The organism is Pseudomonas sp. NPDC008258, assembly GCF_042956345.1.
Lineage (GTDB): Bacteria > Pseudomonadota > Gammaproteobacteria > Pseudomonadales > Pseudomonadaceae > Aquipseudomonas.
In genome coordinates this window covers 1-23,137 of record NZ_JBIBGE010000018.1, presented here as the reverse complement: position 1 = coordinate 23,137, position 23,137 = coordinate 1, and the positions used below count along the sequence as shown (strand labels likewise).

21 protein-coding genes are annotated in these 23,137 nt (G+C 59.6%); 12 read left to right on the top strand and 9 right to left on the bottom strand.

Annotated features, from left to right (window positions below; genetic code table 11):
- Nucleotides 1-528, top strand: a complete 528-nt coding sequence (gmhB, locus tag ACFY9W_RS15935; protein ID WP_391131871.1) for a D-glycero-beta-D-manno-heptose 1,7-bisphosphate 7-phosphatase — start codon at nt 1-3, stop codon at nt 526-528.
- A 46-nt stretch (nt 529-574) separates the two neighbouring features.
- On the top strand, nt 575-1,360 hold the full coding sequence (locus tag ACFY9W_RS15930; protein ID WP_391131869.1) for a 1-acyl-sn-glycerol-3-phosphate acyltransferase: 786 nt from the start codon (nt 575-577) through the stop codon (nt 1,358-1,360).
- 177 nt (nt 1,361-1,537) lie between these two features.
- On the opposite strand, the gene ACFY9W_RS15925 is transcribed toward ACFY9W_RS15930, so the two are convergent.
- Complete coding sequence (locus tag ACFY9W_RS15925) at nt 1,538-3,157, bottom strand: MFS transporter (protein ID WP_391131867.1); 1,620 nt, start codon at nt 3,155-3,157, stop codon at nt 1,538-1,540.
- A 97-nt stretch (nt 3,158-3,254) separates the two neighbouring features.
- Complete coding sequence (locus ACFY9W_RS15920) at nt 3,255-4,901, bottom strand: GMC family oxidoreductase N-terminal domain-containing protein (RefSeq protein ID WP_391131865.1); 1,647 nt, start codon at nt 4,899-4,901, stop codon at nt 3,255-3,257.
- Nucleotides 4,902-5,122: 221 nt separating this feature from the next.
- Between ACFY9W_RS15920 and ACFY9W_RS15915 the strand changes: the two genes are divergently transcribed.
- Nucleotides 5,123-6,010 carry a LysR substrate-binding domain-containing protein gene (locus tag ACFY9W_RS15915; RefSeq protein ID WP_391131862.1) on the top strand — a complete coding sequence of 296 codons (888 nt, stop codon included), beginning with the start codon at nt 5,123-5,125 and terminating at the stop codon, nt 6,008-6,010.
- On the opposite strand, the gene ACFY9W_RS15910 is transcribed toward ACFY9W_RS15915, so the two are convergent.
- From ACFY9W_RS15910 to ACFY9W_RS15900, 3 genes are read right to left on the bottom strand one after another with little or no spacing between them, the layout of a single operon-like run.
- Nucleotides 5,999-6,817, bottom strand: a complete 819-nt coding sequence (locus ACFY9W_RS15910; RefSeq protein ID WP_391131860.1) for a TSUP family transporter — start codon at nt 6,815-6,817, stop codon at nt 5,999-6,001. The two genes, ACFY9W_RS15915 and ACFY9W_RS15910, sit on opposite strands and share 12 nt — an antisense overlap.
- Entirely contained in the window at nt 6,814-8,085 is a 1,272-nt protein-coding gene (locus ACFY9W_RS15905; RefSeq protein WP_391131858.1) for an FAD-dependent oxidoreductase, read from the bottom strand. Before ACFY9W_RS15905 ends, ACFY9W_RS15910 begins: the two co-directional genes overlap by 4 nt.
- Before the next feature lie 39 nt (nt 8,086-8,124).
- Nucleotides 8,125-9,009 (bottom strand): MBL fold metallo-hydrolase, encoded by an 885-nt coding sequence (locus ACFY9W_RS15900; RefSeq protein WP_391131856.1) that lies wholly within the window; start codon nt 9,007-9,009, stop codon nt 8,125-8,127.
- Nucleotides 9,010-9,232: 223 nt separating this feature from the next.
- Here ACFY9W_RS15900 and ACFY9W_RS15895 point away from each other — a divergent pair, with 223 nt between their 5' ends.
- From ACFY9W_RS15895 to ACFY9W_RS15880, 4 genes are all read left to right on the top strand, one after another.
- Nucleotides 9,233-10,525 carry a sigma 54-interacting transcriptional regulator gene (locus ACFY9W_RS15895; RefSeq protein ID WP_391131854.1) on the top strand — a complete coding sequence of 431 codons (1,293 nt, stop codon included), beginning with the start codon at nt 9,233-9,235 and terminating at the stop codon, nt 10,523-10,525.
- 246 nt (nt 10,526-10,771) lie between these two features.
- Nucleotides 10,772-11,179, top strand: a complete 408-nt coding sequence (locus ACFY9W_RS15890; protein ID WP_391131852.1) for an RcnB family protein — start codon at nt 10,772-10,774, stop codon at nt 11,177-11,179.
- A gap of 89 nt (nt 11,180-11,268) precedes the next feature.
- Nucleotides 11,269-11,571, top strand: coding sequence for a type II toxin-antitoxin system HigB family toxin (locus ACFY9W_RS15885; RefSeq protein ID WP_391131850.1), 303 nt, complete (start codon nt 11,269-11,271; stop codon nt 11,569-11,571).
- Between the two features lie 6 nt (nt 11,572-11,577).
- Nucleotides 11,578-11,949: a helix-turn-helix domain-containing protein gene (locus ACFY9W_RS15880; RefSeq protein WP_391131849.1), complete on the top strand. Its 372-nt coding sequence runs from the start codon at nt 11,578-11,580 to the stop codon at nt 11,947-11,949.
- A 302-nt stretch (nt 11,950-12,251) separates the two neighbouring features.
- On the opposite strand, the gene gyrB is transcribed toward ACFY9W_RS15880, so the two are convergent.
- The 4 genes from gyrB to dnaA are packed head-to-tail and all read right to left on the bottom strand — an operon-like array spanning nt 12,252 to nt 18,472.
- Entirely contained in the window at nt 12,252-14,672 is a 2,421-nt protein-coding gene (gene gyrB / locus ACFY9W_RS15875) for a DNA topoisomerase (ATP-hydrolyzing) subunit B (protein WP_391131846.1), read from the bottom strand.
- Between the two features lie 4 nt (nt 14,673-14,676).
- Entirely contained in the window at nt 14,677-15,780 is a 1,104-nt protein-coding gene (recF, locus tag ACFY9W_RS15870) for a DNA replication/repair protein RecF (protein ID WP_391131844.1), read from the bottom strand.
- A gap of 15 nt (nt 15,781-15,795) precedes the next feature.
- Nucleotides 15,796-16,899, bottom strand: a complete 1,104-nt coding sequence (dnaN, locus tag ACFY9W_RS15865; protein WP_016497344.1) for a DNA polymerase III subunit beta — start codon at nt 16,897-16,899, stop codon at nt 15,796-15,798.
- A gap of 40 nt (nt 16,900-16,939) precedes the next feature.
- Complete coding sequence (gene dnaA, locus ACFY9W_RS15860) at nt 16,940-18,472, bottom strand: chromosomal replication initiator protein DnaA (protein WP_391131841.1); 1,533 nt, start codon at nt 18,470-18,472, stop codon at nt 16,940-16,942.
- Between the two features lie 595 nt (nt 18,473-19,067).
- Between dnaA and rpmH the strand changes: the two genes are divergently transcribed.
- The 5 genes from rpmH (at nt 19,068) to mnmE (ending at nt 23,002) form a co-directional block, all read left to right on the top strand.
- Nucleotides 19,068-19,202, top strand: a complete 135-nt coding sequence (gene rpmH, locus ACFY9W_RS15855) for a 50S ribosomal protein L34 (protein ID WP_003253163.1) — start codon at nt 19,068-19,070, stop codon at nt 19,200-19,202.
- Between the two features lie 13 nt (nt 19,203-19,215).
- Nucleotides 19,216-19,620: a ribonuclease P protein component gene (rnpA, locus tag ACFY9W_RS15850; protein ID WP_391132041.1), complete on the top strand. Its 405-nt coding sequence runs from the start codon at nt 19,216-19,218 to the stop codon at nt 19,618-19,620.
- Complete coding sequence (yidD, locus tag ACFY9W_RS15845) at nt 19,613-19,858, top strand: membrane protein insertion efficiency factor YidD (protein WP_075046823.1); 246 nt, start codon at nt 19,613-19,615, stop codon at nt 19,856-19,858. The genes rnpA and yidD overlap by 8 nt, the downstream gene beginning before the upstream one ends.
- A gap of 2 nt (nt 19,859-19,860) precedes the next feature.
- Nucleotides 19,861-21,543, top strand: coding sequence for a membrane protein insertase YidC (yidC, locus tag ACFY9W_RS15840; RefSeq protein WP_391131839.1), 1,683 nt, complete (start codon nt 19,861-19,863; stop codon nt 21,541-21,543).
- Nucleotides 21,544-21,631: 88 nt separating this feature from the next.
- Nucleotides 21,632-23,002: a tRNA uridine-5-carboxymethylaminomethyl(34) synthesis GTPase MnmE gene (gene mnmE / locus ACFY9W_RS15835; RefSeq protein WP_391131837.1), complete on the top strand. Its 1,371-nt coding sequence runs from the start codon at nt 21,632-21,634 to the stop codon at nt 23,000-23,002.
- Nucleotides 23,003-23,137: the final 135 nt, after the last annotated feature.

Below are 23,137 nucleotides of genomic sequence, written 5' to 3'. Positions count from 1 at the left end.
TTGAAACTGCTGATTCTCGACCGTGACGGGGTGATCAACCATGACTCCGACGCCTACATCAAGACGCTGGAAGAATGGGTACCGATCCCTGGCTCGGTCGAGGCCATCGCGCAGTTGAGCAAAGCGGGCTGGACCGTGGCCGTGGCCACCAACCAGTCCGGCATTGCCCGAGGCTATTACACACTGGCAACCCTCGAGGCCATGCACGCGCGCCTGCGCGCGCTGGTGGCCGAGCAGGGCGGCGAAGTGGGCCATATCGTGTATTGCCCGCATGGGCCGGATGAAGGCTGCGATTGCCGCAAGCCCAAGCCTGGCATGCTGCGGGCGATCGCCGAGCATTACCAGGTTGGCCTTGAGGGCGTCTGGTTTATCGGCGACAGCAAAGGTGACCTGGAGGCCGCCCTGGCCGTCGGTGCACAACCCGTGTTGGTAAAAACCGGCAAGGGCGAGCGGACCCTGGAAAAAGGTGTCCCTGAAACTACACTGATTTTCGACGATCTGGCTGCTATCGCCAGAGAACTAATTTAAACAGTGCGCCTTTGGGCGCACTTTTCTCAGGCGGGCATGCCCCGCAATGGTACAAGCCACTATGTCGATCCTGCAGGCGATCAGAATCTTTCTTTTTTACCTGCTGCTGGGCACCAGTTCGCTGCTGTGGTGCTCGCTGAGCTTCTTCGTCGCGCCATTCCTGTCGTTCCCCAAGCGCTACACATTCATCAACGTGTACTGGTGCCGCTGCGCGCTGTTCCTGGTGCGTACCATCCTGGGAATCAACTACAAGGTCACTGGCGCCGAGAACGTGCCCAATGAGCCCTGCGTGATCCTGTCCAACCACCAGAGCACCTGGGAGACGTTCTTCCTTTCCCAGTACTTTTCGCCGCTGAGCCAGGTGCTCAAGCGCGAGCTGCTTTACGTGCCATTCTTCGGTTGGGCCATGGCCATGCTGCGGCCGATCGCGATCAACCGCGACAACCCCAAGGAAGCGTTGCGCCAGGTGGCGAGCAAGGGTGACGAACTGCTCAAGCAGAAGACCTGGGTGCTGATCTTCCCGGAGGGCACCCGCGTGCCGTTCGGCACCGTGGGCAAGTTCTCCCGCGGTGGTACTGCGCTGGCCGTGAATGCCGGGTTGCCGGTGCTGCCGATTGCCCACAATGCCGGCAAATTCTGGCCCAAGACCGGTTGGGGCAAACGCGCCGGCACCATCGAGGTGGTGATTGGCGAGCCGATGTACGCCAACGGCACCGGGCCACGGGCCATCGCCGAGCTCAACGACCGCGCTCAGGCGTGGAACGAAGCGACCCAGCGGGCCATGGGTTCGCTGCCGCCAGCAGAAGAAAAACCGCAGGAGCAAATGGCCTGAGCATCTGTGGATAACTTGTGAGCAGTTTTTCGATAGAATGCTTGAAGTGATCGCTAAGTAATTGAATTAGCTGTTTATTTCAGCGTGTTACATTTTTCTGAAAAACGTGCATAAGTTTTTTTGTGGCATAAAAAAACCGGCTTTTACAGCCGGTTTTTTTGCGCCGTGTGAACAGCCTCAGACCTTGTCGAGATCTACATCCTTGGTTTCTTTCAGGCAGAAGATCCCCACCACCAGGCTTATCCCGGTGACCAGCACCGGGTACCACAGCCCATAGAAGATATCCCCCGTGTAAACCACCAACGCGAACGATACCGTTGGCAGGAAGCCACCAAACCAGCCATTGCCAATATGGTAGGGCAGGGACATCGAGGTGTAGCGGATGCGGGTCGGGAACAGCTCGACCATCACCGCTGCCAACGGGCCATAGGTCATGGTGGCGATCAGGATCATGGCCACGATCAATGCCACCACCATCACTTGGTTGACTTGCGCCGGGTCAGCCTTTGCCGGGTAGCCAGCCTTCTCGATTGCCGTACGCATGGCGGTTTCGTCGAAACCATTGATGGCCTTGTCACCGATGTTCACCACCACATCACTGCCAGCCACGCTCACCGAACTGTACGGCAGGCCCTGCTTGACAAGGAACGTCTTGACCTTGTCGCACGGGCTGTCGAAACGTGCCTTACCCACCGGGTCGAACTGGAAGGTACAGCCTTGCGGGTCGGCGGTGACCACGATCGGCGCCTGCCGGCTGGCAGCGTCGATCTGCGGGTTGGCGTAATGGCTCAGCGCCTTGAACAGCGGGAAGTACAGCACAGTGGCCAGCAACAGGCCGAGCATCAGGATCGGCTTGCGGCCGACACGGTCAGACAGCCAGCCGAAGAACACGAAGAACGGCGCACCGATCACCACACTGATAATCAGCAGTGTGTTGGCCTGGGCCGGGTCCATCTTCAACATCTGGGTCATGAAGAACAACACGTAGAACTGCGCCGTGTAGAAGGTCACGGCTTGCCCGGCGTTGATGCTGAACAGGGCGGTGAGCACCACTTTCAGGTTCGGCCAGGAGGTGAACGACTCACGGATCGGCGACTTGCTGACCTTGCCTTGGGCCTTCATTTTCACGAACGCCGGCGACTCGTGCATGCTCATGCGGATCCAGGTGGAAATGGCCAGCAGTACGATCGACAGCAGGAACGGCAAGCGCCAGCCCCATGTTTCGAACTGGTCGCCACTGATATAGCGGCTACCCAGCACCACCAGCAGCGACAGCAACAGGCCAAGGGTGGCGGTGGACTGAATGAAACCGGTGTAGAAGCCCCGTTTGCCCTGGGGCGCATGTTCGGCCACATAAGTGGCGGCACCGCCGTACTCACCGCCCAGCGCCAGCCCCTGCAGCATACGCAGGATCACCAGAATGATCGGTGCAGCAATACCGATGCTGGCATAAGTGGGCAACAGCCCCACGGCGAAGGTGGACAGGCCCATCAGCACGATGGTGACCAGGAAGGTGTACTTGCGGCCAATCATGTCGCCCAGGCGGCCAAACACCAATGCACCGAACGGCCGCACCAGGAAGCCCGCGGCAAAGGCCATGAGGGCGAAAATGAAGGCGGTGGTGTCGTTCACCCCAGCAAAGAACTGCTTGCTGATGACTGCTGCCAATGCACCATAGAGAAAAAAGTCATACCACTCGAAAACCGTCCCGAGGGATGACGCGAAAATGATCTTGCGTTCTTCACGGCTGCTGGAGCTGCTGGCTGCCGCACCCTGCTCTTGGATGTAATCCGACATCGTTGCTGTCCTCGGCCCGCAGGCCACAGTGATTATTCTTTTTGTTCCACTGTCGGCGGCTTTCGACCGCGAGCCGCCGGTGTTGCACGCACCCAGGTCAGGGGGTCGGTATTGCGTCTTCGTTCAAATAGGTCTGGGTAGCAGCTCCTTTGAGGATCAGTTGCGCCGCCTTCTCGGCGATCATCAGGGTGGGTGAACAGGTATTGCCGGAGGTGATCTGCGGCATGATCGAGGCATCGGCCACGCGCAAGCCGGGGATGCCGTGTACGCGCAGCTGGTTATCCACAACGTCCATGGCACCGTTGCCCATGCGGCAAGTACCGACGGGGTGGAAGATAGTCGTGCCGATCTGGCCGGCTGCTTCAAACAATTGTTCTTCTGTTTGCAGGGCCGGCCCGGGCAGGTATTCCTTGGGCGCGAATGCGGCGAGGGCCGGGGCCTGGACGATACGCCGGGTGAGACGAATGGAATCGGCAGCGACGCGCAGGTCCTGTGGGTCACTGAGGTAATTGGGGTCGATCAGCGGCGTGCTGTTCATGTCGGTGCTGCGGATGTCGATACGCCCCCGGCTGGCTGGGCGCAAGTTGCACACCGAGGCGGTGAACGCCGGGAACTGATGCAGCGGCTCGCCAAAACGCTCCAGTGACAGCGGCTGCACGTGGTACTGCACGTTGGCGGTGGCGTGCTCCGGGCTTGAACGCACGAACGCACCCAGTTGGCTTGGCGCCATTGCCAGCGGGCCGCTGCGGTCGTAAAGGTAACGCAGGCCCATGCCCATCTTGCCCCACAGGCTGTTGGCCATCTGGTTCAAGGTGCGGGTGTTGCGAATCTGGTAGATCAGGCGCAGTTGCAGGTGGTCCTGAAGGTTGCCACCCACGCCCGGCATGTCGTGGCGAACGGCGATACCCAGGCTTTCCAGCAGTTGCCGCGGGCCGATGCCGGAGCGCTGCAGAATACCGGGTGAACCGACAGCGCCAGCGCAAAGGATGATCTCGCGGCGCGCCGCGAACTCGTGCCAGGCACCTTGCCAAAATGCTTTCACCGCCCGCGCCCGGGTGTTGTTGAGCAGTACCTGATCTACCTGAACACCGGTCAGCACGGTGAGGTTGGCGCGGTGCTTGATCGGCCGCAGGAAGGCTTTGGACGCATTCCAGCGCACGCCACTACGCTGGTTGACCTGAAAGTATCCACAGCCTTGGTTGTCGCCGGTGTTGAAGTCGTCCACCTTGCCGATGCCGCTTTGCTCGGCAGCATCACGGAACGCATCAAGGATCGGCCAGCTGTAGCGCTGGCGCTCGACCCGCCATTCGCCTTCGCTGCCGTGGTGGTCGCTGGCGCCGGCAAAGTGGTTCTCGCTGGCCTTGAACAGCGGCAGTACATCTTTCCATGCCCAGCCGTCGTTGCCTTGCTCGGCCCAACGGTCGTAATCCGCTGCCTGGCCGCGCATGTAGATCATGCCGTTGATCGAGGAACAGCCACCGAGCACCTTGCCGCGCGGGTAGCCCAGTGCGCGACCGCCAAGGCCAGCCTGGGCCTCGGTCTTGAAGCACCAGTCGGTGCGCGGGTTGCCGATGCAGTAGAGATAACCCACGGGAATGTGGATCCAGGGGTAGTTGTCGCGGCCACCCGCTTCCAGCAACAAGACGCGGCAGGAGGGGTCGGCGGACAAACGATTGGCAAGCAGGCAACCGGCAGGACCGGCCCCTACGACCACGTAGTCAAAGACAGAATCGGCTGATGGCATGTGCAACCTCGGGCCTGATTATTATTCTTGTCCCGATCCATCTTAGTGAGTAATTTCGTGGAGGGAACACGAGATTTCACGCAGCCGCTGTGCGTTTTAGCACAGCGGTAAGCCTGTACCGGCCTCTTCGCGGGCTCGCCCGCTCCCACAGGGTTTCGCTGTACCTGTGGGAGCGGGCGTGCCCGCGAATGGGCCGGAACGAACTGCCACAAAGGATCAGCATGTTCGACTGGAACGATCTGCGGTTTTTCCTCGAGTTGCAGCGCAGCGGCCGCCTGCTTACCGCCGCCAAGCGCCTCAATACCACCCACAGCACCGTGGCCCGGCATATCGAGAGCATCGAGCGAAGCCTGGGCACCGCGCTGTTCGTGCAGCATGCCCAGGGCTACGAGCTGACCCCCTCGGGCCAGGCCCTGCTCAAACACGCCGAGGCGATGGAAAACGTGGCGCTGCTGGCGCAGGAAGAAATCACCCAGGCAATCACTCCGCTGGGCAAGATTCGCCTGGGGGTGACCGAAGGCATCGGCATCATGTTCTTCACCCCGCGCATGAACGCATTGTTCGAGCGCTACCCCGGCCTTGAAGTGGAGCTGGTCGCCGTACCGCGCTTCGTCAGCATCCTCAACCGCGAAGCAGAAATCAGCATCCACCTGGAGCGCCCCAACGCCGACCTGCTGATTACCCGCAAACTCACCGACTATCGCTTGGCCTTGTACGCCAGCCCGGGCTACCTGGACCGCGCACCGCCCCTGCGCAACCGCGAGGACCTGGCCCGGCACAGCTGGATCGGCTACGTCGACGACCTGTTGTTCAGCCAGGAACTGCTGTTTCTGAACAGCTTCTGCCGGGCCCCGAGCGTGGTGTTTCGCAGCACCAGCGTAATTGCTCAACAGGCCGCTGCCCGTGCCGGGCTTGGCATCGCCGTACTGCCCAACTACATGGCCCGCCACGACCCGGCGCTGGTGCGCGTGCTGCCTGGCGAAACCATCCAGCGCAGCTACTGGATCTGCACCCGCCGCGAACTGCACAAATCGGTACGCCTGCGGGTGGTGTGGGACTACCTGCTGGCGCTTTGCGCGGCGGAACAGGACGAGCTGTTAGCTCAATAGCGCCTTGCCAGCCAGTAGCAACGCGGCCGCCCAACCGGCCATCGCAAACAGCTGTTGCAAGCGCGGCCCGGCCAGCCTTACAGCCAATGGCCGCGCCAGCAGCAGGCCGATCACTGCGCCGACGGCGAACGGCGTGCCGACTTGCCAGTGCATCACACCCGCCAGGCTGGCACTGACCACGCTGCCGGTCGACACCAGGGCGATCACCGCCAACGAGGTGGAAACGATGCTGGCCATGCGCAGGTTTGTATAGCGGTTCAGGGCCGGGATGATGACAAACCCTCCACCCACCCCTAACAGGCCGGATAGCAGCCCGGACAAAGCACCCGTGAATGCCAGGGCGCGAGCGCAGGGTAGGGTCCAGCGCAAGCGGCCCTGCAAAGGGTTGAGTACACAGGGTTCGATGTAGCGATGGGCGTCATTGGCTTCGCCGCGCAATTCCTTGGCCGCCTTGCGCCAAATGCGCAGGCAGGCATATACCAGCACACCGGCGAACACCAACTGCAAGGGCGTATTCGGCAGCTGGTGAGCCAGCATCAATCCAAACGGCGCAGCTACTACGCCGATCAACGCAATGAACAGCGCCGCTCGATAACGCACCAGCCCCTGGCGCAAGCCCAGCACTGCACCAACCGCCGCTGCCATGCCTACCGCCAGCAGCCCGACCGGTGCAGCCTCGACCATCGACAGCCCCAAACCGAACACCAGCAACGGCACTGCAAGAATGCCTCCGCCAGCACCGGTCAACGCAAGCACCGCACCGATAACCGCGCCCAGTCCGGCGCCCAACAATTGATGTTCGATCACTGCCTACCCTCAGCTACCAGCGGCTGCGGGCGGGCCAGCCACTCGCGCCCCTTCAGCATGCCTTGCCAATACAACGGCGGCAGCGCCTGCGCCTTGAGCAACCAGGCCAGACGGGTCGGCTTGCGACCATCCAGCAACCAATTGGGGAAGCTCGGTGCCAGCTTGCCGCCATAGGTGAATTCGGCCAGCACAATCTTGCCGCGCTCGACTGTCAGCGGGCATGAGCCATAGCCATCGTACTGAGCCAGGGTTGGCAGCCTGCCCAGCGCCACCAGCACGTTGTTTGCCACTACCGGTGCCTGCTTGCGAGCAGCCGCAGCGGTCTTGGCATTGCTGGTATTGGCCACGTCACCCAAGGCATGGATATTGGTGTACTTGCGATGGCGCAGGGTATGCGGGTCGACATCGACCCAGCCGGTGCTGTCGGCCAATGGGCTTTCGCGAATGAAATCCGGTGCCACCTGTGGCGGTACCACATGCAGCATGTCGAAGGCTTCAGTGCGTGATTCGCTGCTGCCATCAGCCAAGGTGTGCACGAAGGTGGCACGCTTTCCAGGGCCATCCACGGCTACCAGTCGGTGGGAAAAGTTGAGATCCACGGCGTATTTTTCAATGTACTTCATCAGCGCGGGCACGTAGTCCGCCACACCGAACAAAACTGCACCGGCATTGAAAAAGCTGGCTTTCACCGCCCCCAGGTGGCCGTGACGCAGCCAGTGGTCGCACGACAGGTACAGCGCCTTCTGCGGCGCACCCGCACATTTGATCGGCATGGGCGGTTGGCTGAACACGGCGCGGCCTTGCTTGAGTTTCTGCACCAGCTCCCAGGTGTAGGGCGCCAGGTCGTAGCGATAGTTGGAGGTGACACCGTTACGGCCCAGGGTCTCACTGAGGCCATCGATGGCAGCCCAGTCCAGTTTGAGCCCGGGGCAGACGACCAGCTGTTCATAGCTGATGGCGGAGCCGTCTTCAAGCACGACCAACTGGCCCAGCGGGTCGAACCCCTGCACCCGCGCCTTGACCCAGCGCACACCGCGCGGGATGGTCGAGGCCATGGTGCGGGCAGTACTCGGGGCGTTGAACACACCGGCGCCGACCATGGTCCAGCCGGGTTGGTAGTAATGCACTTCGGCGGGGTCGATCAAGGCAACGTCCAGCGACGGGTCACGGCTGACCAGGCTGGAAGCAGTGGCGATACCGGCGGCACCGGCACCGACGATGACCACCTTGTGGTGGTCGGTATTGGCAGGGGACAACAAGGCAGGCATGGCGGTAAATCCTGGAAATCTGGTTATGGGGCAGGGCGGTTACAGCTTGTTCAGCGGGATCTTCAAATAGCTCACGCCGTTCTCTTCGGGCGCAGGAAGCTGGCCGCTGCGCATGTTCACCTGTACCGAAGGCAGGATCAGCACGGGCATGTCGAGGGTCTTGTCGCGGGCTTCACGCATGGCGACGAAACTGTCCTCGTCGATGCCCTGGCGAATGTGGATGTTGCTGGCGCGCTGCTCTGCCACGGTAGTGACGTACTGCATGTCGCGGCCACCTGGCAGGTAGTCGTGGCACATGAACAGCCGGGTCTGGTCGGGGAACGCCAGCAGACGACGGATCGAACGGTACAGGGTGCGGGCATCGGCACCCGGGAAGTCGCAGCGGGCAGTGCCGTAGTCGGGCATGAACAGGGTATCGCCGACGAACACAGCGATCTCACCGGCGTCCTGGATCATGAAACTCATGCACGCTGGGGTATGCCCTGGGGTGTGCAGTGCACGGGCATGCAGGTTGCCAATATGGAAACCTTCCTCATCTTCAAACAACACGTCGAACTGGCTGCCATCGCGGGCAAAGCCGGGCTCGGCGTTGAACAAGGCCCCGAACACTTTCTGCACCTGGGTGATATGCGCGCCGATGGCGGTATGGCCGCCCAGCTGTTCTTTCAGGTATGCCGCCGCGGAGAGGTGGTCGGCATGTACATGGGTTTCCAGCACCCACTGTACGTCAGCCCCCAAGGCCTTCACCCGGTCGATCAACTGGTCCGCCGAGGCGGTACAGGTACGCCCTGACTTGGGGTCATAGTCGAGGACGCTGTCGATCAATGCACACTTGCGGGTTTCGCCGTCCATGACCAGGTAGCTGATGGTCGAGGTCGCCTTGTCGAAGAAGGCTTCCACGTGAAGGTTGTTGCCGATGATCATCACGTTCTCCAATTTATTCCGCCACGCCCTAGTAGAGGCGTAGGCAGTGAATGGAGGTTTATCAAGATGCATGCCAGGCTTTTTCCAGTAGACGGGCCAACAAAGCCTGCCTTTTCTGGTGCCTGCCTGGCGAGTTGGCAGCGGTGTTGGCAGTCGACTGTCAGCCAATGGCAGTGTTTGGCAGTCCTTGTTACCCTGCGCCGGTCATCCAAACGGTGCCGTCATGCCTCAAGCCCAACCCCTCATCCTGGCTCTGGTGTCCTACCTTGAGCACGATGCCTTGCCCACCATCGTACTGGACACCGACTACAACATCCTGGCCGCCAACGCCGCCTACCGCCGCCAGTTCGGTCACCACGAACAAGCGCCGTTGGGCGAGAAGTGCCACAAGGTCTCGCATCACTACGCCGTGCCCTGCGACCAGACCGGTGAGCATTGCCCGATGCGCAAGGCCTGGGACAGCAAATTGCCGGAGCGGGTATTGCACATTCATCACACCCCACGCGGCCCCGAGCATGTGGATGTCGAGCTACGCCCGATCCTGGATGAGCAGGGCAGGGTGGTGGCGTATGTAGAGCGCCTGACCACCATCACCCTCGCTTCGGCACAGCCTCAGGAACAAGGGCTGGTCGGCCGGGCGCCAGCGTTCAAGGTTGCACTGGCCAGCCTGCAACGTGCGGCACCAGCGCAGATTCCTGTGTTGTTGCAGGGGGAATCGGGAACGGGCAAGGAGCTGTTCGCCCGGGCAGTGCACATGGGTAGCCCCAGGGCCAATGGTCCGCTGGTGGTAGTCGACTGCACCGGCCTGACCGAGTCGTTGTTCGAGAGTGAATTGTTCGGTTACGAGAAGGGCGCGTTCACTGGCGCCAACCAGCGCAAGATCGGCCTGGCTGAGGCCGCGCATGGCGGCACCCTGTTCCTCGACGAAATTGGCGAAGTACCGCTGGGGATGCAGGTGAAGCTGTTACGCCTTATCGAGTCCGGTAGCTTCCGCCCGGTGGGCAGCCTGCGCACGGTGCATTCCGATTTTCGCCTGGTATCGGCGACGCACAAACCGCTCAGGCAGATGGTTGCGGAAGGTAGCTTCCGCGAAGACCTCTACTACCGCATCAGCGGTTTCCCGATTCGTCTGCCGGCGCTGCGCGAGCGAGTCGAAGACTTGCCGTTGCTGGCGCAGAGCCTGCTGCAACGCATGGCCGGGAAATCGACGCCAAGCTTGAGCGACGATGCCTTGCGGCAGCTGGGGTTGCATCCGTTTCCGGGGAACATCCGCGAGCTGCGCAATATTCTGGAGCGGGCGCGGTTGTTTGCTGATGACGGGGTGATTCGCCCGGAGCATTTGCCGGAAGACATTGGGCCAGCGTCAGTGGTGAAGTCAGGCCGACGGCGCAATGACCTAGGGGAGTTGGCGCAGGCCCTTGAACAGTTCAAGGGCTCGCGCAGTGAGCTGGCGCTTCATTTAGGAATGAGCGAACGCACGCTGTATCGCCGCTTGAAGGCGCTCGGCCTTAACTAGGTACTGCCGACTGGCGCAGTCTTTTGTGGGAGCGGGCATGCCCGCGAACACCGGCAAAGCCGGTGCCATCCACCGTGTCGCCTGTTTCGCGGCGGTTCGACGCCTCGACACGCCCGCTCCCACAGGGACCGCGCCAAGTTTTAGAACTGAGCAAGGGCCCACCTTTACCGGACCTTTACCTCTGTCCTGACATTAAACCGCCAAAACAGTGGTCTGATTGGTTAACCGTACAGAGGACCGCACCAAATGAAGAAAACCCTAACCGTGATCTGCGCCGCGCTCATGCTCAGCGCACCACTGGCCAGCTTCGCGCAGCCGGGCCCACCCGACCGGCATGATGGTGGCCCTTCGCACCAAGGCAACCCGCCGCATGGTCAACCGCAACAACAAGGCAGGCATGACAACGGCCGCGGTCCCGCTTACCGTGACCCGAACTTCCGCCCACAACAAGGCATGCCGGTACCCCACCAACAATGGCAGCGTGGGCATGCTGTGGACCCGCACTACCGTGGTGACCGCTACTGGGTGACCGACTGGAAAGCGCGCCACCTTTACGCGCCACCGCGGGATCATCGTTGGTTGTACGTGAACGGCGACTATGTGCTGGTGGCAATTGCCAGTGGGGTGATCGTGAACATTCTCACCGGCTACTGAAGGCCTGTTCCACGTGGAACGTTGGCTCATTGCTAGGGGATTTCGCCAAATCTTGCATGTAGTCCCACGTTGGGACTACACTGCAAGCCATGAAGATTATCGCCATCAGCCAGTTGAAGTCGTTTTGGGAAACCTACCCAAAAGCTGAACAACCATTACGCGCATGGGTAGACGAAACCAGGAATGCTAAATGGGTGAGCCCTGATGTCATCAAGAGCCAATACCGTAACGCAATCATCCTGAAGGGCAGGCGCGTCGTCTTCAATATCAAAGGCAACGATTACAGGCTGGTGGTAGCCGTTGCCTACCGCTTTGGAGCGGTCTACATAAAATTTGTCGGCACGCACGAGGATTACGACAAAATCGACGCAAACACTGTGGAGATGGAGTGACCATTTATGAACATCCGCCCAATCCGCACCGATGATGACTACCGGGCTGCGCTCAAAGAGATCTCTCCGCTGTTTGAGAATGAGCCAGAACCTGGCACGCCCGAGGGAGATGCTTTTGAGGTCATGATCACCTTGATCGAGGCTTACGAGAGCAAGCATTTTCCAGTGGAGTTGCCAGACCCAATCGAGGCCATCAAGTTTCGCATGGAACAGTCCGGCCTCACCGCTGCCGATCTGGCTCCTGCCATCGGTAAGACAAACCGGGTCTATGAAGTGCTGAACCGTAAGCGCTCTTTGACGCTGCCCATGATATGGAAGCTGCACGATCTGTTTGGCATTCCGGCAGAAAGCCTGATCAAGCCCGTGAAGATGGCTTAAAGGCCACCAGAATCTATCTTTGGAGGATGTGGTGGACGCATTTCATGTGCAGGACATCCACGAGGTCAAGCATCAACAACCGGACGCGCTGCCCTGGGCGCAAAGCATGCACTCTCTGATCACCCAAGCGAGGTTTTTGCAGGCTGCCTACAGGGCTTTGTTGATACCGTCCTGATTGATCCCAGCGTTCGGTACTCATTGCTCTATGGAAAAGAAAAACCCCGGCACCAAGGCCGGGGTTTCTCCTATAAGGCGACAGTAACTCGGCCATTTGCGAAAATTAATACGCCCATCGACTTAAATCAGAAGTCCAGGTTAGAAACCGACAGCGCGTTGCTTTCAATGAACTCACGACGCGGCTCGACTGCATCACCCATCAGGGTGTTGAAAATCTGGTCAGCAGCGATCGCATCCTCAATGGTGACCTTGAGCATACGGCGCACGGTTGGGTCCATGGTGGTTTCCCACAGCTGGTCCGGGTTCATCTCACCCAGCCCTTTGTATCGCTGGATGGTATGACGCTTGGTGGTCTCGTTCATCAGCCAGTCGAGGCCTTCCTTGAACTCGACGATTGCCTTGCGACGCTCACCGCGCTGCACGTAAGCACCTTCACCCAGCAGGCTCGACAACTTGGCACCAATGTTCACCACCGTGCGATAGTCATTGCTGCCGAAGAAGTCGCGGTTGAAGGTGACGTAGCTGGCCAGGCCGTGGGAGGTGACTTCCACTTCCGGCAGCCATACGTTGCGTTCTTTGTCTTCACGCAGGCTGGCGTTGTAAACCAGGCCAGACTTCTGGCTGTTGTTCAGGCGCGCCTGGAACTGGGCCAGCCAGGCTTGCATCACAGCGTGGTCACCCAACTGCTCCAGCGTCACCTCTGGCAGGTAGATGAAGTGCTCGGTGATGTCTTCCGGGTACAGGCGCGAGAGGCGCTTGAGGGTTTTCATCACGCTGCGGAACTCGTTCACCAGGCTTTCCAGCTGCACACCGGAAACCGCTGGCGCCGACTCGTCCAGGTGCAGGCTGGCATCCTCCAGGGCCGACTGGGTCATGTACTCTTCCATGGCCTCATCGTCCTTGATGTACTGCTCCTGCTTGCCTTTCTTCACCTTGTACAGTGGAGGCTGGGCAATGTAGATGTAGCCACGCTCGACCAGTTCTGGCAACTGACGGAAGAAGAAAGTCAGCAGCAGGGTACGGATGTGCGAACCGTCGACGTCAGCATCGGTCATGATGATGATGTTGTGATAACGCAGCTTGTCGATGTTGTACTCTTCGCGGCCGATACCACAGCCCAGCGCGGTGATCAGCGTGCCCACTTCCTGGGAGGAAATCATCTTGTCGAAGCGTGCTTTCTCGACGTTGAGGATTTTACCCTTCAACGGCAGGATCGCCTGGGTACGACGGTTACGGCCTTGCTTGGCCGAGCCACCAGCGGAGTCACCCTCCACCAGGTACAGTTCGGAAAGGGCAGGGTCCTTTTCCTGGCAGTCCGCCAGTTTGCCCGGCAGGCCAGCGATATCCAGCGCACCTTTGCGGCGAGTCATCTCACGGGCTTTACGGGCCGCTTCGCGGGCACGGGCTGCGTCGATCATCTTGCCAACGACGGCCTTGGCTTCGCTCGGGTTTTCCAGAAGGAAGTCGGCGAAGTACTTGTTCATTTCCTGTTCCACGGCGGTTTTCACCTCCGAGGAGACCAGCTTGTCTTTGGTCTGCGAACTGAACTTGGGGTCCGGCACCTTCACCGAGATGATCGCGGTCAAGCCTTCACGGGCGTCGTCACCCGTGGTTGCCACCTTGTTCTTCTTGGCCAGGCCTTCCTGCTCGATATAGCTGTTCAGGCTACGGGTCAGCGAAGAACGGAAACCAACAAGGTGCGTACCACCGTCGCGCTGTGGAATGTTGTTGGTGAAGCACAGCAGGTTTTCGTTGAAGCTGTCGTTCCACTGCAGAGCCACTTCCACACCCACGCCATCGTCACGCTGAACGTTGAAGTGGAACACCTGGGAGTTAACCGGCGTCTTATTGGTGTTCAGGTACTCGACGAACGCACGCAGGCCGCCTTCGTACTTGAAGAACTCTTCCTTACCGCTGCGCTCATCCTTCAACAGAATGCCAACGCCCGAGTTCAGGAACGACAACTCGCGAATACGCTTGGCCAGGATGTCCCAGCTGAAGTGGATATTCTTGAAGGTCTCAGCCGACGGTTTGAAGTGGATGTGAGTGCCGGTGGTTTCGCTCTCACCCACGACTGCCATCGGCGCTTGTGGTACGCCGTGAACGTAGGTCTGTTCCCAGATCTTGCCGCTACGGCGAACGGTCAGCACCAACTTCTCGGACAGGGCGTTCACCACGGAAACACCCACGCCGTGCAGGCCGCCGGATACCTTGTAGGAGTTATCGTCGAACTTACCGCCGGCGTGCAGTACGGTCATGATGACCTCGGCTGCGGAAACGCCTTCTTCTTTATGCACGTCAACCGGAATGCCGCGACCGTTGTCGCGCACACTGATGGATTCGTCAGGGTGGATGATGACGGTGATGTCATCGCAGTGACCGGCGAGGGCTTCGTCGATCGAGTTGTCGACCACCTCGAAGACCATGTGGTGCAGGCCGCTACCATCATCGGTGTCGCCAATGTACATGCCGGGACGCTTGCGTACGGCATCCAAACCTTTCAGCACCTTGATGCTGGAGGAGTCGTACGTTTGATTTTCGCTCATGCCTTCACTCCCGATGGTCGTGGGTCTGGGTGATACGGCCTTGTTCCACGTGGAACAAAGCAACTGGCGTTTCCGTCTGCCAGCCTTCCCTCAGTAATTCGTGGTCTACACAGGTGATGAACACCTGGCAGCGTAATTCTTCAAGCAAGCGGCACAGCGCGCGGCGATGCTTATCGTCCAGTTCGGACGGCAAGTCATCCACGAGATAAATACAGTGACCGCGGCGAGCCTGACTAACGAGGTGGCCTTGGGCAATACGCAATGCGCACACCACCAGCTTTTGCTGACCACGCGACAGGATGTCGGCTGCGTTGTTGGCAGCCAGACGAAGACGCAGATCAGCACGCTGCGGACCGGCCTGGGTATGGCCCATCTGCTGATCGCGAAGGAGAGAGGAGGCGAGTACTTCTTGCAGTTCCCGGTCCTTGTCCCAGCCTCGGTAGTAGCTCAGGGTCAACCCGTCCAGCTCGACCAGTTCGCTCAGGGTTCGCTCGAAGACGGGCTTCAAGGCCTTGATGTAATTGCGACGGTATTCATCTATTTCCGCGCTGGCCAGGCACAACTCCCGGTCCCAGGCGGCTTGCGAAGCTGGGTCAAGTGTACCATGACGCAACCATGAGTTCCGCTGCCGCAGCGCCTTCTGCAGCCGTTGCCAGGCTGGCAGAAAACGAGGTTCCACGTGGAACACCCCCCAATCCAGGAACTGGCGGCGTATTTTCGGGGCGCCTTCCAACAGCCGGAAACTGTCTGGGTTGATGAGCTGAAGCGGTAGCAACTCCGCCAATTGCGCAGCACTGCGCGCGTTCTGCCCATCAATGCGAATTGTGAACTCCCCCTGACGCTCCCGAGACACACCCAGTTTACTGGTGCCTCCCTCGGTCAACTCCACTTCGCCGAACACGGTACACGCCGGTTGTTCGTACTGAATAACCGGATTCAGGCGGGTACTGCGAAATGAGCGCGCCAGCCCAAGCAGATGCACGGCTTCAAGCACGCTGGTCTTGCCACTGCCGTTGGCGCCGTAAAGGATGTTGATGCGGGGGGAGGGTGAGAGTGTCACCGGGTGCAAGTTGCGCACCGCGGTGACCATGATACGTCGAAGGGACATTTCGCCTGCTACAGGTTACAGGCGCATCGGCATGACGACGTAGGAAGAATCGTCATTGCCAGCTTCCTGCAGCAGGGCACTGCTGTTGGAGTCGGACAAGATCAGACGAACTTGCTCGGTAGTCATCACGCCCAGCACGTCCAGCAGGTAGCTGACGTTGAAACCGATTTCCAGCGAGCTACCTTCGTAATCCACGCTGATTTCTTCTTCAGCTTCTTCCTGCTCAGGGTTGTTTGCCTGAATCTTCAGTTGCCCGGCAGCCAATTGCAGGCGAATACCGCGGTACTTTTCGTTGGAAAGAATCGCAGTACGGCTGAAGGCTTCGCGCAGCGCTTGTCGATCACCGACTACCAGCTTGTCGCCGCCCTTGGGCAATACGCGCTCGTAATCCGGGAACTTGCCGTCCACCAGCTTGGAGGTGAAGGTGAATTCACCGGTAGTGGCGCGAATGTGGTGCTGGCCCAGAACAATGCTGACCATGCCTTCCGGGTCGGTCAGCAGGCGCGCCAGCTCCAGGATACCTTTGCGCGGCACGATGACCTGGTGGCGATCTTCCTGCTCGATCGGCGCGGTCATGGAGCACAGCGCCAGACGGTGGCCATCAGTGGACACTGCGCGCAGGGTGTTACGGGAAACCTCCAGCAGCATGCCGTTGAGGTAGTAACGCACATCCTGCTGAGCCATGGCGAAGCTGGTGCGCTCGATAAGGCGGCGCAGCTTGCTTTGTTCAAGATTGCAGGTCAGCGACCCCGGGCCTTCTTCCACAGTCGGGAAGTCGTTGGCTGGCAGGGTCGACAGGGTAAAGCGGCTGCGGCCGGCCTTTACCAACAGTTTCTGCTCGTCGACCTTGATATCGATCAGGGCGTCGTTCGGCAGGCTTTTGCAAATGTCCATCAGCTTGCGCGCCGGCACAGTGATTTCGCCGGGCTCGGCCGGCTCTTCCAGTTGTACTCGGCCTACCAGTTCGACTTCCAGGTCGGTACCGGTCAACGACAGTTGCTGGCCTTGCACGACCAGCAGTACGTTGGACAGGACCGGCAAGGTCTGACGGCGCTCTACGACACCGGCGACCAGTTGCAGGGGTTTCAACAGGGCTTCGCGTTGAATGGTGAAATGCATGGTCTAGTCCCTTGCCTTCAATTAGCTGCGCAGACGGCCATCAGGTCGTCAGCGTCCGCAGCAGGTTCTTGTAGTCCTCGCGGATGTCCGCGTCGGATTCCTTCAATTCGTTGATCTTGCGGCAGGCATGCAGCACGGTCGTGTGGTCGCGGCCACCAAACATGTCGCCGATTTCCGGCAAACTGTGGTTGGTCAGCTCCTTGGAAAGGGCCATGGCCACCTGGCGCGGGCGTGCGACAGAGCGCGAACGACGCTTGGACAACAGATCAGAGATCTTGATCTTGTAGTACTCGGCGACGGTGCGCTGAATGTTATCCACACTGACCAGCTTGTCTTGCAGCGCCAACAAGTCTTTAAGCGACTCGCGGATAAGCTCGATAGTGATATCGCGGCCCATGAAGTGCGAGTGCGCAATGACCCGTTTCAGTGCACCTTCCAGCTCACGTACGTTGGAACGAATACGTTGAGCAATGAAGAAGGCCGCATCATGCGGAAGCTCGACCTTGGCCTGGTCAGCCTTCTTCATCAGGATGGCCACGCGGGTTTCCAGCTCTGGTGGCTCGACAGCCACCGTCAGCCCCCAACCAAAGCGCGACTTCAAGCGCTCTTCCAGGCCTTCGATCTCCTTGGGATAACGGTCAGAAGTAAGGATTACCTGCTGGCCGCCCTCAAGCAGGGCGTTGAAGGTGTGGAAAAACTCTTCCTGAGAGCGCTCTTTACGGGCAAAGAACTGGATGTCGTCGATCAGCAACGCATCCACCGAGCGGTAGAAGCGCTTGAATTCGTTGATGGCGTTGAGCTGCAGGGCCTTGACCATGTCTGCGACGAAACGCTCCGAATGCAGGTACACGACCTTGGCGTTCGGGTTCTTCTTCAGCAGGTGGTTACCCACAGCATGCATGAGGTGGGTCTTACCCAAGCCTACGCCACCGTAGAGGAACAGTGGGTTGTAACCATGCTTGGGGTTATCAGCCACCTGCCAGGCAGCTGCACGCGCCAGCTGGTTCGACTTACCTTCGACGAAGGTGTCGAAGGTGAAGGTGCGGTTCAGGTAGCTGGTGTGCTTGAGCGCACCTTCAACCTGCACGGTGCGCTGTTCGGTCCGGGCGCTGCTGGCGGGTGCCGTTGCCGGCTCGGCCATGGCATCGAAGCTGTCACGCGAGGACTGCTCGGCCAGTTCATTGACCAGCACGGGCTCCACGGCCGCAACAGTAACCGGCTCGACCGCCGCCACTGCCGGCACGGCTTTTGGCGCCTGGCTTTGCGCCAGCGAAGCTGCCACAGCTGCACTGACCGGCGCGTTGGGCGCAGCGCGTGGGGCCGAGCTGCGGCGGCTGCCTATTAACAAGGAAAGGGCAGGCGCGATACCGCTGCCGTTTTCACCCAACAGCTCGAGCAAACGGCCCAGGTACTTTTCATTGACCCAATCGAGAACGAAACGGTTAGGCGCATAGACGCGCAACTCGTCGCCTTCGGCTTCGACCTGTAGCGGACGGATCCAGGTGTTGAATTGCTGGGCAGGCAGTTCATCGCGCAGAAGCTCTACGCACTGCTGCCAAAGTTCCACTGACACGGATATCCCCTGAGTTTGAAAGCCGGATGAGGCAAAAGCAAACCGCCATTGTACCGGTCGAGCGATCAGTTATCCACATGTGGACACGTTAGGTTCCATGACAAAACAGCCATTTATCGACCAAAACGGCTTCACCGGACTGTGAATAAGCTCTGTGGATAACCCGGCATGAGGGCTATGCACAACCCTGAGTCCTGACCTGTTGATAACTCACCTGTGGGTAAGTGGTGTTTTAATCCACAGGTTTCGACCACGATCAAAACAAGCGCAGCACCGCTTGAGAACAACGTTATGAAACTCTGTACAGCACGTGTTTCATGGCCTGCACGCGGTTATCCACAGAAGGTTATCCACTTAAGATTTATAAGTTCTTCAGAAAAGCTTTTTATATGTCTCTTCTTTTTTTTCATGTTGTCCCTTCCTCGTGTGTCCGATCAAGCACCCTTTGGCGATGACCGAACCTGCACCGTCCATCCCGTGCTCTATATGGAAAGGCTGGTTGGAAATTGACCTATGGGCTTGCTTTCTCTAGAATCGCCGGTCTCTTAAAAAGGGGGCCATCCCGGCCCGTCGTCGACAAACCAGGTAACACGCCATGAAACGTACTTTCCAACCAAGCACCATCAAGCGCGCCCGCACCCACGGTTTCCGTGCCCGTATGGCTACCAAGAACGGCCGCGCTGTTCTGTCGCGTCGTCGTGCCAAAGGCCGTAAGCGTCTGGCCATTTGATTTTTCGGCACAGGTGGTGAGTCAGGACTTCAGTCGGGAAAAGCGACTGCTTACACCCCGACATTTCAAAGCGGTCTTCGACTCCCCAACCGGCAAGGTTCCAGGGAAAAACCTGCTGATCCTTGCTCGCGAGAACGGTCTCGATCACCCACGGCTTGGCCTGGTGATCGGCAAGAAGAGCGTCAAGCTCGCTGTTCAACGCAACCGCCTCAAGCGCTTGATGCGCGATTCCTTTCGTCTTAACCAGCAATCGCTTGCTGGCCTGGACATCGTGATCGTCGCGCGCAAGGGATTGGGTGAAGTAGAAAACCCGGAATTGCACCAACACTTTGGCAAGCTCTGGAAACGCTTGGCTCGCAGCCGGCCAACCCCAGCAGTCACCGCCAATTCCGCAGGGGTAGACAGCCAAGATGCGTAAACTGGCACTCGTTCCGATCCAGTTTTACCGTTACGCCATTAGTCCTCTGATGGCCAGTCACTGTCGTTTTTTCCCCAGTTGCTCCTGTTACGCTTATGAAGCCATTGAAAACCATGGCCTCTGGCGTGGTGGGTGGCTGGCCGTTCGTCGCCTGGGGCGTTGTCATCCGTGGAATGACGGCGGTTTCGACCCCGTTCCACCCGCTCCTTCCTCCCGAACTTCTTCGATAGCCGAGTAATCATGGATATTAAACGCACGATCCTGATCGCCGCGCTGGCAGTCGTGTCCTACGTCATGGTCCTGAAGTGGAACGATGACTACGGCCAGGCTGCCCTGCCGACTCAGAATACTGCTGCCAGCACTGTTGCTCCGGGCTTGCCCGATGGCGTACCGGCCGGTAACAACGGCGCCAGTGCCGATGTACCGAGCGCCAACGCCGAATCGAGCCCTGCCGAGCTGGCACCTGTCGCACTCAGCAAGGACCTGATCCGGGTCAAGACCGACGTCCTGGAACTGGCTATCGATCCAGTTGGTGGTGACATCGTCCAGTTGAACCTGCCGAAGTACCCACGCCGTCAGGACCACCCGAACATCCCGTTCCAGTTGTTCGACAACGGTGGTGAGCGTGTTTACCTGGCACAAAGCGGCCTGACCGGTGCCAACGGCCCGGATGCCCGCGCCAGCGGCCGTCCGCTGTATGCCGCCGAACAGAAAAGCTACCAACTGGCCGACGGCCAGGAACAACTGGTGGTTGATCTGAAGTTCAGCGACAACGGCGTCAACTACATCAAGCGCTTCAGCTTCAAGCGCGGTGAGTACGACCTGAACGTCAGTTACCTGATCGACAACCAGAGCGGCCAGGCCTGGAGCGGCAACATGTTTGCCCAGCTCAAGCGTGACGCCAGTGGCGATCCGTCCTCCAGCACTGCCACCGGCACTGCAACCTACCTGGGTGCAGCCCTGTGGACAGCTTCCGAGCCTTACAAAAAGGTCTCGATGAAGGACATCGACAAAGGTAGTTTGAAAGAAAATGTATCTGGCGGCTGGGTTGCCTGGCTGCAGCACTACTTCGTGACCGCCTGGATTCCGGCAAAATCGGACAACAACGTTGTCCAGACCCGCAAGGACAGCCAGGGCAACTACATCATCGGCTACACCGGCCCGGCCCTCAGCGTACCTGCAGGTGGCAAGGTCGAAACCAGCGCCATGCTGTACGCCGGCCCGAAGATCCAGTCCAAGCTGAAAGAGTTGTCCCCAGGCCTGGAACTGACCGTCGACTACGGCTTCCTGTGGTTCATCGCCCAGCCGATCTTCTGGCTGCTGCAACATATCCACAGCCTGCTGGGTAACTGGGGCTGGTCGATCATCGTGCTGACCATGCTGATCAAAGGCCTGTTCTTCCCGCTGTCGGCTGCCAGCTACCGCTCCATGGCGCGCATGCGTGCCGTAGCGCCCAAGCTCGCTGCGCTGAAGGAACGCTTCGGTGACGATCGCCAGAAGATGTCCCAGGCGATGATGGAGCTGTACAAGAAAGAGAAGATCAACCCGCTGGGCGGCTGCCTGCCGATCCTGGTGCAGATGCCGGTATTCCTGGCCCTGTACTGGGTACTGCTGGAAAGCGTGGAAATGCGCCAGGCCCCATGGATGCTGTGGATTACCGACCTGTCGATCAAGGATCCGTTCTTCATCCTGCCGATCATCATGGGCGCCACCATGTTCATCCAGCAGCGCCTGAACCCGACGCCGCCGGATCCGATGCAGGCCAAGGTGATGAAAATGATGCCAATCATCTTCACCTTCTTCTTCCTGTGGTTCCCGGCTGGTCTGGTGCTGTACTGGGTTGTGAACAACTGCCTGTCGATTTCGCAGCAGTGGTACATCACCCGTCGTATCGAAGCAGCCACCAAAAAAGCTGCTGCTTGACGGGCTAGTACGCTAGCCTGTGAATAAAAAACGCCCCCTAGTGGGGCGTTTTTGCTATCTGTCGTTTTTGTCGTAGAGGCTTTCGAGCATGAACACTGTGCGTGAAACCATCGCCGCCATCGCTACCGCCCAAGGCCGTGGTGGTGTGGGTATTGTCAGGTTGTCCGGCCCGCTGGCAGGCAAGGCCGGGCAGCTAATCACCGGCCGTACCCTGACCCCTCGCCATGCCCACTATGGCCCGTTTCGCGATGACGAAGGGCTGGTACTGGACGAGGGCATTGCGCTGTTCTTCCCAGGGCCGAACTCGTTCACCGGTGAAGATGTGCTTGAACTGCAAGGCCACGGTGGCCCTGTAGTCCTGGACATGCTGCTGCAGCGTTGTGTACAAATCGGCTGCCGCCTGGCACGGCCGGGGGAATTCAGTGAGCGTGCCTTCCTCAACGACAAGCTCGACCTCGCCCAGGCAGAAGCTATCGCCGACCTGATCGAGGCCAGCTCCAGCCAGGCGGCGCGCAATGCCCTGCGCTCGCTGCAAGGTGAGTTCTCCAAACGTGTACACAGCCTGACCGAGGCACTGATTGCCCTGCGCATCTACGTGGAGGCGGCTATCGACTTTCCTGAGGAAGAGATCGACTTCCTCGCCGATGGCCACGTGCTGTCGATGCTCGATGCAGTGCGCGGCGAGTTATCCACCGTGCAGCGTGAGGCCGGGCAGGGTGCCTTGCTGCGTGACGGCATGACTGTGGTCATCGCCGGCCGGCCGAATGCCGGCAAGTCGAGCCTGCTGAACCAGCTGGCCGGCCGGGAAGCGGCAATTGTCACCGATATCGCCGGCACCACCCGGGACATCCTGCGCGAACATATCCACATCGACGGGATGCCGCTGCATGTGGTCGATACTGCTGGTTTGCGTGACACCGACGACCATGTGGAAAAGATTGGCGTGGAACGCGCCCTGAAGGCCATTGGCGAGGCTGACCGTGTGTTGCTGGTGGTCGACTCAACTGCACCCGAAGCCAGCGACCCGTTCGCGCTGTGGCCGGAGTTTCTCGACCAGCGGCCTGACCCGGCCAAGGTTACGCTGATTCGCAACAAGGCCGACCTGAGTGGGGAGCGGGTGGGGTTGGAACTCTGCGATGACGGGCATGTGACCATTACCCTCAGCGCCAAGGGCGACGATACAGGGCTGCAATTGCTGCGCGACCATCTGAAGGCCTGCATGGGTTACGAACAGACTGCAGAGAGTGGTTTCAGTGCCCGCAGGCGCCATCTGGATGCCTTGCGCCAGGCCAGCGAGCATCTGGAGCACGGCCGTGCTCAATTGACCTTGGCGGGCGCAGGGGAGTTGCTGGCAGAGGATTTGCGCCAGGCACAACATGCGCTTGGGGAAATCACTGGAGCATTCAGCTCGGACGACCTGCTGGGGCGGATTTTCTCCAGCTTCTGCATCGGCAAGTAATCCACAACCAGGCAAAACCAATAGCCGCTCCTTCGGGAGCGGCTTTTTTTTGGTTCTTCACGGAATCCCGGGAAAGACAGAAACAAGAACGCCGGTTTGATGGATGATGTTCGTGCGAGCAAACACATCAACAAA

Bases quoted from the DNA above. Each gene is read 5' to 3' on its own strand.
- ACFY9W_RS15930 (WP_391131869.1), top strand. From the start codon at position 575: ATGGTACAAGCCACTATGTCGATCCTGCAGGCGATCAGAATCTTTCTT.
- ACFY9W_RS15925 (WP_391131867.1), bottom strand. From the start codon at position 3,157: ATGTCGGATTACATCCAAGAGCAGGGTGCGGCAGCCAGCAGCTCCAGC.
- ACFY9W_RS15920 (WP_391131865.1), bottom strand. From the start codon at position 4,901: ATGCCATCAGCCGATTCTGTCTTTGACTACGTGGTCGTAGGGGCCGGT.
- ACFY9W_RS15915 (WP_391131862.1), top strand. From the start codon at position 5,123: ATGTTCGACTGGAACGATCTGCGGTTTTTCCTCGAGTTGCAGCGCAGC.
- ACFY9W_RS15905 (WP_391131858.1), bottom strand. From the start codon at position 8,085: ATGCCTGCCTTGTTGTCCCCTGCCAATACCGACCACCACAAGGTGGTC.
- ACFY9W_RS15900 (WP_391131856.1), bottom strand. From the start codon at position 9,009: ATGATCATCGGCAACAACCTTCACGTGGAAGCCTTCTTCGACAAGGCG.
- ACFY9W_RS15895 (WP_391131854.1), top strand. From the start codon at position 9,233: ATGCCTCAAGCCCAACCCCTCATCCTGGCTCTGGTGTCCTACCTTGAG.
- ACFY9W_RS15890 (WP_391131852.1), top strand. From the start codon at position 10,772: ATGAAGAAAACCCTAACCGTGATCTGCGCCGCGCTCATGCTCAGCGCA.
- ACFY9W_RS15885 (WP_391131850.1), top strand. From the start codon at position 11,269: ATGAAGATTATCGCCATCAGCCAGTTGAAGTCGTTTTGGGAAACCTAC.
- ACFY9W_RS15880 (WP_391131849.1), top strand. From the start codon at position 11,578: ATGAACATCCGCCCAATCCGCACCGATGATGACTACCGGGCTGCGCTC.
- gyrB (WP_391131846.1), bottom strand. From the start codon at position 14,672: ATGAGCGAAAATCAAACGTACGACTCCTCCAGCATCAAGGTGCTGAAA.
- recF (WP_391131844.1), bottom strand. From the start codon at position 15,780: ATGTCCCTTCGACGTATCATGGTCACCGCGGTGCGCAACTTGCACCCG.
- dnaN (WP_016497344.1), bottom strand. From the start codon at position 16,899: ATGCATTTCACCATTCAACGCGAAGCCCTGTTGAAACCCCTGCAACTG.
- rpmH (WP_003253163.1), top strand. From the start codon at position 19,068: ATGAAACGTACTTTCCAACCAAGCACCATCAAGCGCGCCCGCACCCAC.
- yidD (WP_075046823.1), top strand. From the start codon at position 19,613: ATGCGTAAACTGGCACTCGTTCCGATCCAGTTTTACCGTTACGCCATT.
- yidC (WP_391131839.1), top strand. From the start codon at position 19,861: ATGGATATTAAACGCACGATCCTGATCGCCGCGCTGGCAGTCGTGTCC.
- mnmE (WP_391131837.1), top strand. From the start codon at position 21,632: ATGAACACTGTGCGTGAAACCATCGCCGCCATCGCTACCGCCCAAGGC.